At 39.9% G+C, this 13,009-nt stretch carries 10 protein-coding genes; 3 read left to right on the forward strand and 7 right to left on the reverse strand.

Annotated features, from left to right (window positions below):
* Window positions 1-19: 19 nt before the first annotated feature.
* The 6 genes from SK608_RS09960 to SK608_RS09985 form a co-directional block, all read right to left on the reverse strand.
* Window positions 20-1,597, reverse strand: coding sequence for an ATP-binding cassette domain-containing protein (locus SK608_RS09960; RefSeq protein WP_000670463.1), 1,578 nt, complete (start codon window positions 1,595-1,597; stop codon window positions 20-22).
* A gap of 357 nt (window positions 1,598-1,954) precedes the next feature.
* Entirely contained in the window at window positions 1,955-2,818 is an 864-nt protein-coding gene (locus tag SK608_RS09965; RefSeq protein ID WP_033678723.1) for a helix-turn-helix domain-containing protein, read from the reverse strand.
* A gap of 145 nt (window positions 2,819-2,963) precedes the next feature.
* The gene (locus tag SK608_RS09970) at window positions 2,964-3,668 is read right to left on the reverse strand and encodes an MIP/aquaporin family protein (RefSeq protein ID WP_000980823.1); all 705 of its coding nucleotides are present in this window, start codon (window positions 3,666-3,668) and stop codon (window positions 2,964-2,966) included.
* A 69-nt stretch (window positions 3,669-3,737) separates the two neighbouring features.
* Entirely contained in the window at window positions 3,738-5,564 is a 1,827-nt protein-coding gene (glpO, locus tag SK608_RS09975; RefSeq protein WP_033678724.1) for a type 1 glycerol-3-phosphate oxidase, read from the reverse strand.
* A gap of 41 nt (window positions 5,565-5,605) precedes the next feature.
* On the reverse strand, window positions 5,606-7,114 hold the full coding sequence (gene glpK, locus SK608_RS09980; protein WP_000076788.1) for a glycerol kinase GlpK: 1,509 nt from the start codon (window positions 7,112-7,114) through the stop codon (window positions 5,606-5,608).
* Between the two features lie 159 nt (window positions 7,115-7,273).
* Window positions 7,274-8,701, reverse strand: coding sequence for an AcpB/EbpR/MafR family transcriptional regulator (locus tag SK608_RS09985; protein ID WP_033678727.1), 1,428 nt, complete (start codon window positions 8,699-8,701; stop codon window positions 7,274-7,276).
* A 164-nt stretch (window positions 8,702-8,865) separates the two neighbouring features.
* On the opposite strand from SK608_RS09985, the gene hslO reads away from it, so the two are divergent.
* From hslO to SK608_RS10000, 3 genes are read left to right on the forward strand one after another with little or no spacing between them, the layout of a single operon-like run.
* Complete coding sequence (hslO, locus tag SK608_RS09990; RefSeq protein ID WP_033678729.1) at window positions 8,866-9,738, forward strand: Hsp33 family molecular chaperone HslO; 873 nt, start codon at window positions 8,866-8,868, stop codon at window positions 9,736-9,738.
* Window positions 9,725-10,705: a tRNA dihydrouridine synthase DusB gene (dusB, locus tag SK608_RS09995; RefSeq protein WP_033678731.1), complete on the forward strand. Its 981-nt coding sequence runs from the start codon at window positions 9,725-9,727 to the stop codon at window positions 10,703-10,705. Before hslO ends, dusB begins: the two co-directional genes overlap by 14 nt.
* Window position 10,706: 1 nt before the next feature.
* Window positions 10,707-11,258, forward strand: coding sequence for a cysteine hydrolase family protein (locus SK608_RS10000; protein WP_033678732.1), 552 nt, complete (start codon window positions 10,707-10,709; stop codon window positions 11,256-11,258).
* A gap of 106 nt (window positions 11,259-11,364) precedes the next feature.
* On the opposite strand, the gene SK608_RS10005 is transcribed toward SK608_RS10000, so the two are convergent.
* Window positions 11,365-13,009: ABC transporter permease (locus tag SK608_RS10005; RefSeq protein WP_033678734.1), on the reverse strand; the 1,645-nt coding region annotated here is incomplete at its 5' end.

The following is a 13,009-nucleotide window of genomic DNA, read 5'->3' on the forward strand; positions in this document are numbered from 1 at the left end:
AGATGCCGAACAAGTCTATTTATTTTATTCTATATTTTCCCAAATCAATTACTTGATTATAAACCGTTTCTGAATCAATATGATGAGCAACTTCAATCAAAATGATAGGCAACTGCAAAAGTAACTGGCGCACTTGATATGCATTGTCCTTGTCTAAGGATGATGTGACCTCATCCGCCAACACAATGTCTTTTTGTCGAAGCAGACAGCGAACTAATTCAAGTCGTAAACGTTGTCCACCTGAAATGTTTTCTCCATTATTTACCAGTTGATAATCCAAGATATTGGTGATTTCATTCGTTAAACCAACTTGTTCTAGGCAACAGAGTAATTCTTTATCTGAAATCTCCTGTCCTAATGTTAAATTTTCTCGGATTGTCCCATGTCTGAAAAATGGATTCTGAGAGATATAAGCGATATTCCCTTGATAATGAGTAAATTCTCGACCTGATTTATCACGTACGATAATTCTACCACTATTCGGACTTATCTTTCCTGCTACCAATTGTAGGAGAGTTGACTTTCCGGTACCACTAGCTCCCTTTATTAAAACTTTACTTGGCTTAGTTAGTCTAAGTGACAAATCATAAAAGAGCACTTGCTCTCCAACCTGTTTTGAAACGCCCTCCAAAACTAGCTCAGCTAAAGATTCGACTGTCGGATATGATGTTTCTAAACAAGATTCTTCCAATAATGAAAATATTTTTTCTTTCACTGTTTGCGATCGCTGTATATCAGATATGCTATACATAATTCTTTGAATAGGTCCGCTAAGATTCATTGTAGCTATATACATAGAGACCAAACTAGCTGTTGTTAACTCTATACCACTCTTTTGTAATAAAAGACCAAGTGCAAGAGGTAGTACCTGACTAAGGAATTCTAAAGGACCATTGAAAAAATAAACGACATTACTAGTCCATTCATTTTTCCAACGAGCATTCTCGTAACACTCGTTGTTTTTTCTCATCTTAGCAAAGTTTTCTTTACTAGCGCCATAAAAATAGATCGTATCTGCCCCCTTAAAAAAATCTCCTACAGATAGATGAAAAGCTTTTTGCATTTCCGAAAAATTTGCACCACTTTTCATTAAACGATTATTCATTACCCATTGAGGTAATGGTCGAAGAAAAGAAAACACGATAAAAACAAGACCAAGCCAAAAATTTTGCACCAAAATAAAAACAATCGTTGTACAAAGTATAAAAACTCTTCCAACTATCATATCCAGGGGTAAAAAGAAGCGATTATAGAGCAGTTCCATATCTTGTGTAACAATTGAAACTTTTTCATCATATACAACGTTTTCTTTCAAAAATAGTTTCTTAATAAGCTGATCTTTTAACCGAATTTGCAGATGACGCTGCAGATTATTACTGACAAAATTTGCTAGCAACATCGTGCTATAAAAAAACAGGTGTAAACACAGGCCATATAAAACAAAGTATGAAATTGTACCAATTGTAAGTTGCTCTTCACGAATATTCAATAGCTTATCCAATAACAATGGCTTTATTAGAGCCATTCCGCTATTCAAAAGCACTCCTATTAAAAAATAGATAAAAATATTAGTTTTAATGTATTTTAGAAATTTCATAAATAAGCCTATCTAAAAGAAAGCGAATAGATATAAAAGCCTCAGTCTAAAAGTTATAAATAAATTAACTCCAACTGAGACTATACAATAATTTAATTAACCTATATATGATGCTGTTTATTAAGAGTGATTATTGTTACTATTGAAAAATAATTCTCCTGTTTCACTTTTCTTTCTTAAAATATATGGAGATAGAACTTGCATATTAAATACCTCAAAATTCATAATTATGGTGACAACTTCGAAAAATCCTATCGCTCAAATACAATGAACTGATAAAACAACCGTAATTGAAATTTCTAAAGACAATTCTACCAAAATATTACTTCGAGATACTTCCTTTCCCATATCTGCGTATTACTTTTTACTTGCTAAAATTTTTTCTAAGTGCCTTTCATAATTCTTTGCCAAATGGTTACTTCCCGCTAATTTCATTGCTCCAATACACTTCCTCATTTCAATAATTGCTTTACAATCCATCTCTTTTTTGTATCGATACAGATGTTGTGCATACTGAAACACCAACCGTTCATAAATTTCTATCTCGGTGAAAAAGCATTGATTCAGTTGCTTTTCAAAATATAAAGCATCAAGAAATTTTCCTCTTTCAATACATGTGATATATCCGTTTAATAGCATAGATGAAATCAATCGTCTATTATTAGGAATTTCTTTATAAAAATCAGAACGTCTAGACATCTCTCTAGCCAAAAGCATGAAGACATCGTGTTTTAGGACATCTAACGTATTTGAAAAAATCAATAATTCATAGTATCCCCAATATTCAACACTAAATAGATAATCAGTTAGATAAGATAAATCATCACCAGAATAATAAGCTTCTCCCGATAAATCTTGTAAACGAATTTTTAATAAAATAATGTTAAGCTTATGAAATTTCTCTTGTTTAGAATCTGACTCCATCTGAGAATAAAGTAGTTTTTTCAACCCATCAACATCATGATTTGATACAAAATGCCTAACCTTTGATAAGAGTTCATTCAGTTCATCACGATGAAAATCATGAACAGCATACATAAATTCATCAATGGGCATGTTAATTTCATCCAAAATAGCCATAAATTTTGAAATGGTTAAATCAGTCTCTCCCTTTTCAAAACGTGAGAGCTGTGATGTTGATATACCAGCTTTTTCGACATCTTTCAAGCGAAAACCTCTAGATTCTCGAAACTTTTTAAAAATTTCTCCAAATTTTTTCATAATATCTCTCCAACAAGCATATATGGGAACAGTTTTTGATTTTTAATATTTTAGCATAAAATAGCAGAAAATAAAAGTGAGATTTTTCACATAAAAAAGCCTGAGATACTCATCTCAAGCTCTATCAACATAATTGTTTTCTAGATTAGAAAAGTGAGAATACAAGCACGGCCAAGGCTGCTCCGATAACAGGTCCCACAACAGGAATCCAGGCATAAGACCAGTCTCCGTCTCCCTTGTTTGAAATTGGCAAGATACTATGCATGATACGAGGTCCAAGGTCACGAGCTGGGTTCAGGGCATAGCCTGTTGTCCCACCTAGTGATAGACCGATACCGACAATCAAAGTCCCCACTGCAAAGGTTCCGATACCTGCCTGAAAATCGTAAAGACCCAAAGCAAAGATTGTCAACACCAAAACAAAGGTTCCAAGGATTTCGCTAATCAAGTTTGATACAGTATCCTTGATGGCTGGACCAGTACTGAAGGTTGCCAGGATATTTCCTGCATTTTCTTCTGCCTCATAATGCGGTTTGAATTGCAACCAAACCAAAATCTGACCGAGCATAGCCCCTGCAAACTGAGCTAAGATATAAGGGAAAACGGAAGCCCAAGGCAAACCACCTTTTAAGGCTACACCAATGGTCACAGCTGGGTTTAAATGAGCTGGACTGAGCTTGCCAGATACAAATACTGCAACCGCAACTGCAATCCCCCAACCCATAGTAATCACAATCCAACCTGAACTGTTGCTCTTGGTTTTAGGAAGAACCACACCTGCAACAACACCATTTCCTAGAAGAATCAGGATTAAAGTCCCTAAAAATTCTCCAAATAATTCATTCATCATCTTTCTGTCTCCATTAAAAAGAAGGGGCGGGCGGCAAGGAATGCTGCCCTCCACCTCTTTTATTTTTTCTTAATTTTTTAATTCTGCTAAATCGTTGTTAGCGAGAGCTGCTTCGACATCTGCTCGGTAGCCTGCTTTTTCTTCTTCTGACCAGTCATAGAATCGTCCCATTTCATCCAAAACTGGCTCAACGATGCTATCCAAACTATCACGCATAAAGAGCATGTGGTTGGTACGGCGAAGGAGGAAGTCAACCGGGCTAAGAGCCAACTCATTGCGCATTGCATAATGAAGAGACAAGGTGTCCGCCAAGCTGAGTCCTGGCGCTTGTTCCAAGCTGTGAGCAAGGGCAAAGACCTTCGGTGCATTTGAACCGTAAAGATTTGCTAGGTAATGAGCTTCCTTGCTATCCAAGCCACGTGATACTCCAAGTTGCGCAAAGGCTTCGATTTCTGAGTCCACATTTGCTGGGTTCAATTCTCCACCTGAAACAGGGTAAGTCTTAGAATTGATGAGTTTAAAGCTACGGTCAAATTCTGCTTTGAGGATGTCAACCACGCGCTCCATAGCTCCTTCAGCCATCTTACGGTAGTCTGTGATTTTACCACCAGCAAGGGTCAAGAGGCCATTGTCATCTCGGTCCAAGCTCGAACCACGTGAAACTGCAGATGGATCCAAATGTTTCTCAGAGGTACTGCTTTCAAGCTTGCTAACAGCAGCCTCTACATCTTCACGAGTTTTTTCTTTAGAGAGGTAAGATTCAACAGTCGCAATCAAGTTGTTAAAGCTTTCATCACTGATGGTTCCGTTATTTCCTCCATTGTAGTCAGAAGCGCTATTGCCTGCGATCAATGGACGAAGACCTGCCCAGCTACTTTCGATATCATCAATGGTGATATTGGCTTCTGGGAAGCGGTTGTTGACAATGCCAAGTAGATAATCTACATCTTCCTGCGTCACTTTTGGATGTTCCAAATCACCTGTGTAGTCTGTATCAGTTGTACCAAAGTAAGTCTTGTTTTCACGTGGGAGAACAAAGACCATACGGCCATCACCCAAACCTGTGTCAAAGTAAACTGGCTGTGAAACCTTGATCTTGCTTGAATCCACTACCAAGTGAACTCCCTTAGTTGGACGCATTTGTGAGAATTGTGTTCCCTTATTAGACAAATTGCGTACCTTGTCGCTCCAAGGACCTGTCGTGTTGATAACCAGACGAGCCTTGATTTCAAAGACTTGGTCTGTCAACAAATCACGAGCTACGACACCTGTAATCTTGCCACTTTCGTCAAAGAGGAAGCCTTCTGCCTTCACGTGGTTAGCAATGAGGGCACCGTCTTGGTTGGCACGTTTGATATTTTCAATCACGAGACGCGCATCGTTGTTACGGAAGTCAAGGTAAACCCCACCTCCTACCAAACCTTCTTTCTTCAAGTTTGGCTGGCGTTCCAAGACTTCTTCTTTGCTCAAAACCTTGTTTGCAGCAGGCGTATTGTTAACCCCTGCCAAAAGGTCGTACAAATCCATGGCTACTTTCAGACGGAAGAGGCTAAAGGTCGCTCCATCTTCATCGTAAACTGGCAAGAGCATTGGATCTGGTTTTGGAATGTGTGGAGCAATTTGTTGTACCACTGCACGTTCTGAAACCGTATCTGATACTACTTCTACGTCAAATTGCTTAAGGTAACGAAGACCTCCGTGAACCAATTTTGTTGAACGGCTAGATGTTCCTTCTGCAAAGTCTTGCATTTCAATCAAACCAGTATCTAGACCACTGGCTGCCGCCTGCAAAGCTACACCAGCCCCTGTGATTCCTCCACCGATAATCAAGAGGTCCAAGGTACGTTCCTGCATTTTTTGAATTGATAATTCACGTGTTTTCTTTGAAAATTCCATATTTACACACTTTCTAACTGAGTCGCTTTATTCTTCCAGTATTAGTCGTCTACTTCCGCAAAGACTTGGGTTGCTTTTACAGCCTTCTTCCAGCCCTTGTAGAGTTGTTCCTTACGAGATTCGTTCATAGATGGTTCAAAGAGTTCTCCTGTCTCGTTCAAGAGTTTCAACTCATCCAAGTCTTTCCAGTAACCTACTGACAAACCTGCTAGGAAGGCTGCCCCTAGAGCTGTTGTTTCCAAGTTTTTGGCGCGTGCGATGTCGATTCCCAAAATGTCAGCTTGGAACTGCATGAGGAAATTGTTCATAGCTGCACCACCGTCTACTTTCAAGACTTGAATAGCTGTCTGAGCATCTACTTGCATGGTGTCGATGATATCACGGACTTGATAAGCGATAGATTGCAAAGTCGCCTTGATAAAGTCTTCTTTACTTGTTCCACGAGTCAAACCAAAGACAGAACCGCGAGCGTTTTGGTTCCAGTATGGAGCTCCTAGACCTGTAAAGGCTGGAACGACATAAACTTCATCATTGTTGTGAGAGTCACGAGCGTATTTTTCAGATTCTGGTGAATTTTCGACCATGCGAAGACCGTCACGAAGCCACTGAATGGCACTTCCTGCGATGAAGATAGAACCTTCCAAGGCATAGTAAACCTTGCCATTGATTCCGTAACCAATCGTTGTCAAAAGGTTGTTTTCAGACAACTGCATCTCTTCCCCAGTATTCATGATGATGAAAGAACCTGTTCCATAAGTATTTTTAACCATACCAGGTTCAAAGGCCAACTGACCAAAGAGGGCTGCTTGTTGGTCCCCAGCCATACCTGAGATTGGCACTTGTCCACCATAGAAATGGAATGGCGCTGTCTTACCGTAAATTTCAGAGTTAGAACGAACTTCTGGCAACATAGCCTTAGGAATGTTGAGGATTTCCAAAATCTCATCATCCCATTTGAGTTCTTTAATGTTATAAAGCATGGTACGAGCTGCATTTGAGTAGTCCGTCACGTGAGCCGCACCGTCAGTCAATTTCCAAACCAACCAAGTATCGATGGTACCAAAGAGCAATTCACCCTTTTCTGCTCGCTCTTGAGCTCCTTCTACATGGTCTAAAATCCAACGAACCTTGGTAGCAGAAAAGTAAGCATCGATGATCAAACCAGTCTTTTCATGGAATTTTTCTACATAACCTTGACTTTTTAGTTGTTCAGCCAAAGGAGCTGTCTGGCGTGACTGCCAAACGATAGCATTGTAGATAGGAAGTCCTGTTTTCTTATCCCAGACAACAGTTGTTTCACGCTGGTTAGTAATCCCGATTGCTTCGATTTGATTTGGCTTGACACCACTTTCGATGAAAGCACCCGCAATAACTGACTGAACCGAGTTCCAAATTTCATTGGCATTGTGCTCTACCCAACCTGCCTGAGGGAAAATCTGGGTAAACTCTTTTTGACTCGAGCTGACCTTTTCTCCTTTTTTGTTGAAAATAATGGCACGAGAACTTGTAGTTCCCTGGTCAATGGCCATAATGTATTTTTCTTGTGACATGTGCTGTCCTCCTGATAAAGATCTTGAGGATGTTTCCTCTTTACAGTAACTAGTATACAAAATAAAGCGCTTTCTTGTTCATCAACTTTTTTTAATTTTTTAAAAAATGTGAGTAGATTGTGTGAATTTCACAAAAAAGACCTGGAACAACCAAGCCTTTTAAGTAAATAATAACTGACGAATCCCTGCCAAATCCTCCATATCCAAGTCGTTTTTTAAATAATAAACTGGTGTCTGTTCCTTCTTATGAATCGGGTTATTTGTAACCAGCAAATCATAATGCCGAGTTCGGTCATAGGCTTCAATGGTAATAAAACGATTGTATTCCAAATACCGTTTCAAAATGGCTGCCATCCTTGAAAAGACAAGAAAACCAGATGTCAAATCCAGACCAATCCGCATATGCTGACCACCATTTTCAGCCATATATTCGATTAACTGAAGCCATTCCCAGAGAATTTTCTTATCTAAATCTGTCCCCTGCTGAAAGGCCGGTAGAGCATGAAAAATCTCCTCTGCCGTTCCCCTAAAATCATGTTCCATCAGCAAATAAGGATGACGATTCTCTAACTGGTACTTGTAGCGATCCTGTAAAATATAGCCCTTATAGAGATAGACTTGAGCACAAAGCTGACTGAGTTCATAGGTAACGTGATCCTCTGTATAATCACCCAGCAACTCCTCCTTCTTCATTTCTTGAATCAATTGCGTCAGTAAATCTGCCAACTGCCCTCCAAAACCAAGGATATATTCCATAGTATGAAGAGGAAGAATGCGATGGGATAGGAGGAAAGAGAAGAAAATCATCATCTCCCCATCCTCAGTTTCTAGAGGAAGGTGTTGTCCAGCGAAAAATGACGGAGCCTTTCGATGCAAACGAAGGTAGAAAATATTGTCAAAATACCCTCGCATTTTTTCTTCTATGACTTGAAACTGACAGGCATTGACCCGAAGACGCTGTTGACTGATATGAGCCCAGAGAACCAAATCCAATTTCTGACCCGAAGACAAACTTGCACCGCAGATTTCTTCTAAGCAAGCAATCTCCTGCTTTCTCTCCGGCTTCTGCATGTGACCTTCCCACTCCTGACTGGACCAGACCTTGCGGAAAAGACAGAAATAGAAATAGCGAATCTGATGCTCTGGACCTCGCCACCGTCCATTTTGGATGGATAAATCAAATTCTGACAAAATCTGATTTAAACTAGCCAAGTGGCGACCAAGCGTAGCCTCACTAATCATCAATTCTTGAGCCAGATGATGGGCTAAAAACTGTTGGTGGTAGAGAAGATAAACAAGAATCTGGTATTTAGCAGCATTCTCCAAAAACAAGCTCCGGATATCTCTCCCCTTGGTAGTTGCACCGATCGATAGACGCAGATTTTCATCTTCTAAGTGAATAGTCAGCTCTAAGCCACTGTCCAAAGCCTTGTCATTGAGCAGGGTGACATATTTGGTTAGGGTTGCTTTTGAAAATCCTGTTTCCTCCATTACAGCCTTGACAGTCGTCTGAGACTCTTGTAATAGAAAGGAAAGGATTGAAAATTGGCCAGATTCAGCCTTTTCCATCAAATCTCCTAAATACATTTGTTACCCCTTTCATTTTCTACCTTAAGCATAGCATAAATCTTACAAATGCTGAAATAATCTGTTTCTCTTTTTATTTTCATGCTGATTTCCTGGTCCATTATCCTAAAAATCAGCAAACACACGGCTCCCCCTTTGGGCATTTTTATGCTAAAATAGTAGCTATGGATAAAATTATTAAAACAATATCAGAAAGCGGAGCCTTTCGTGCTTTTGCCCTTGACAGCACAGAAACCGTCCGCACTGCTCAAGAAAAACACCAAACCCAAGCTAGCTCAACTGTAGCGCTTGGTCGAACTCTTATCGCTAGCCAGATTCTCGCAGCCAATGAAAAAGGAAATACTAAACTAACAGTTAAGGTGCTGGGATCTAGCTCCCTAGGTGCTATCATCACCGTCGCTGATACCAAGGGGAATGTCAAAGGTTACGTTCAAAATCCTGGTGTTGACATCAAAAAGACTGCAACTGGTGAAGTTTTAGTTGGACCTTTTGTCGGCAATGGTCAATTCCTCGTTATCACAGACTACGGTACTGGAAATCCTTACAACTCTATGACTCCCCTCATTTCTGGGGAAATCGGTGAAGACCTTGCCTTTTACCTGACTGAAAGCCAACAAACCCCTTCTGCAGTCGGCCTCAATGTCCTTTTGGACGAAGAAGACAAGGTCAAGGTTGCAGGTGGTTTCCTAGTTCAAGTCTTGCCGGGAGCCAAGGAAGAAGAGATTGCTCGCTTTGAAAAACGCATCCAAGAAATGCCAGCTATCTCAACCCTTCTGGAAAGTGAAGACCATATCGAAGCCCTCCTCAAGGCTATCTACGGTGACGAGGCCTACAAGCTTCTTTCTGAAGAAGAAATCCGTTTCCAATGTGACTGTAGCCATGAACGCTTTATGAACGCTCTTGCCAGCCTTCCAAGCTCAGACCTACAGGAAATGAAAGAGGAAGACCACGGGGCAGAAATCACTTGTCAATTCTGCCAAACTACTTACAACTTTGATGAAAACGACCTGGAGGAACTCATTCGTGACAAATCTTAATACACCTTTTATGATTGGCAATGTTGAGATTCCCAATCGTACTGTTTTAGCGCCTATGGCTGGCGTGACAAACTCAGCCTTTCGTACTATCGCAAAAGAGCTCGGAGCTGGACTCGTTGTCATGGAAATGGTCTCTGACAAGGGAATCCAATACAACAACGAAAAAACCCTGCACATGCTTCATATCGATGAAGGCGAAAACCCTGTCTCTATCCAACTTTTTGGTAGTGACGAAGACAGCCTAGCACGCGCAGCAGAATTCATCCAAGAAAACACCAAAACCGATATCGTGGATATCAACATGGGCTGCCCAGTTAACAAAATCGTGAAGAACGAAGCTGGCGCTATGTGGCTCAAGGATCCAGATAAGATTTACTCTATCATCAACAAGGTCCAGTCTGTCCTTGATATTCCACTTACTGTCAAGATGCGTACCGGCTGGGCCGACCCATCTCTGGCAGTTGAAAATGCCCTCGCTGCTGAAGCTGCAGGCGTTTCTGCCCTCGCCATGCATGGCCGTACCCGCGAACAAATGTATACAGGTCATGCAGACCTTGAGACCTTACACGACGTAGCTCAAGCTTTGACCAAGATTCCATTTATCGCCAACGGTGATATCCGTACTGTCCAAGAAGCCAAACAACGCATCGAAGAAGTCGGTGCTGATGCAGTCATGATCGGCCGCGCTGCCATGGGAAATCCTTACCTCTTCAACCAAATCAACCATTACTTTGAAACAGGAGAAATCCTACCTGATTTGACCTTTGAGGACAAGATGAAAATCGCCTACGAACATTTGAAACGCTTGATTAACCTCAAAGGAGAAAACGTAGCAGTTCGTGAGTTCCGTGGCCTCGCTCCTCACTACCTCCGTGGAACATCTGGCGCTGCCAAACTCCGTGGAGCCATTTCACAAGCTAGCACTCTGGCAGAGATTGAGGCTCTCTTGCAGTTGGATAAGGCTTAAAATGGTTCATACTGCTCTACTGATTATCGATATGCAAAAAGCATTTGATAACCCTATCTGGGGAGAACGAAACAACCCTCAAGCTGAACACCAAGCATTGAGGGTGCTAGCATACTTTCGTAAACACGCTCTTCCAGTCTTACACATTCAACACATATCTGACAATCCCCAGTCGCAATTTCATAACAAACAAAATCAGGTGTTTAAAAGTGGATTTGAGCCAGTCACCTCAGAACCTGTCTTTCAAAAAACGGTTAATAGCGCCTTTATTGGAACAAATCTTGAAACATATTTACGAAAAAATCAGATTTGTCATTTAGTCGTTGTTGGTTTGACCCTGCCTCATTGTGTATCTACTACGACACGAATGGCAGCAAATCTTGGTTTTGAAGTCACTTTACTAGCAGATGCCACTGCCAGTTTTACCCTATCTAACAAAAACGGTCAGGCCATCTCTCCTGAGACTATCCATGAGATTAATCTCCTTTCTCTACAAGATGAGTTTGCTCAAATTCTTACTACAGAAGAATTTTTAACCCAAGTACAAGTATAAAATAATCCGTCAACTCTTATTGAGCTGACGGATTTTCTTTGAATATTAGAACTGATGATTAACAATTATTCATAAATGTCTATAGATTCACTCAGAACTGATCATACTAGTCTACCCCCTTTAGAGCGCTAATCATGTCAATCTTTCTCATACGAAGACTAATAAAATAAGCAGTCCCTAAAGATGTAAACCAAACTAATAACGTAGCAGAAGCAAGGACATACATACTGACATAAGCGGTATACTCAATTCGAATCGTCGAAAATGTTGCCACATATTCTTTCAAAAACCATATGCCTAAAGGAATTCCTACTAGCCACCCAATAAAGGTAGTTAGTATAGTCTCAAAAAGAGTTAGCATCTGTAGATATTGATTAGAAAATCCTAATACTTGCAATGTAGCATAGTCTCTCATTCTCTCTACAAAGTTTAAAGAACCCAGATTATAGAGAACAATAATAACCAGTAATAAAGCAAAGCCAATAATCATTAGAAATACACTCATCAAACTAGCTACAAAATCATAGGCATTTTTTTCTTGGCTCCCTTTTTCAATGACAGATAGAACACCTTTGTCTAGCTTAATAGTATCTTGGTCCACCTCCGGCCCAACTAATAAAGTATGTGGAGTAAAATCTCCCCCTGCTTTTTCAAAGACTCTAGCATGAAGATAAGCCCCTTGATTGGTTTCACTTGTGACAATCCCTTTTACTTCAAACTTGTAAGTATGACCATCTTGATAGGGAGTCACATTTAAAAAATCTCCGACTTTAATACCTGCTAAACGGGCAAATGATCTAGTTACATACAAACCATCATCTTTCAAAGAATCAGCACTCTCTGTTTTTGCTTGGATCATATCTCCATCATCAAATATAATCAATAAACGGTTGTAGCCATCATCTGGATTAAAATGTGCCTGTGAAATTTGTACACCTTGCCCACCATATCTAGACTTAGAAGATGTATAATCAGCTACGGTCAGTCGTTTTGAATAAGAAAAATCTTCATTGTATGCCTTATCAACAAGATGATTCATGGACACAGGCATACCAATTCCAGCAATCAGTAACATCATACTTCCTGCAACTCCCACGATTCCCATCAAAACTCGAATACGATTAAACGAGGCATCCCGAATTGCCCATCTTGAAGGATAAGAAATTCGTTGCCAGATAGAGGAAAATCTTTCTACAAAGACAGATTTAGCAACTTTTTCTTTACCTCTTAAAAATATTGCTGGTAAGCCTCTAGCTGACTCTCTAGAAGCTAAATAGGCAGCTAAAACACAAATAATAATGACTACAATACCAACGACTATTGATGAAGATGAATAAGAGATTTGCCAATTTGGAAGTGTAAACATTGACTTTTGAGTTTCTAGTACAAACCATGACATCAAGGGAGAAATAGCAAAGCCTGCAAAACTTCCTAATAAACTTACTACTAAGCCAAATAAAATATAATGTAAACTGATAGCCTGATTTGAAAAACCTAAAGCCTTTAATACAGCAATCTCTTTTGTTTGGCCATCAATCAAACGCTGAATGGTTGTAAACATAGCCAAAATAGCTAACAAAATAAAGATAAAAGAAAATAAGTAAGATAAGTTTCTAATTTGCCCAACTCGATCGGTAGCTTCTGATATTTCAGTTAAACTTTTTTGATCTTGATAAGAAATTAAATCGCCCCCAAAAATAGACTCTAAATCTCCTCGCAAATCTATCTTAGAGCCATAAATTTCTAAGGCA

This window comes from Streptococcus mitis subsp. hohhotensis, from assembly GCF_000722775.1.
GTDB lineage: Bacteria > Bacillota > Bacilli > Lactobacillales > Streptococcaceae > Streptococcus > Streptococcus carlssonii.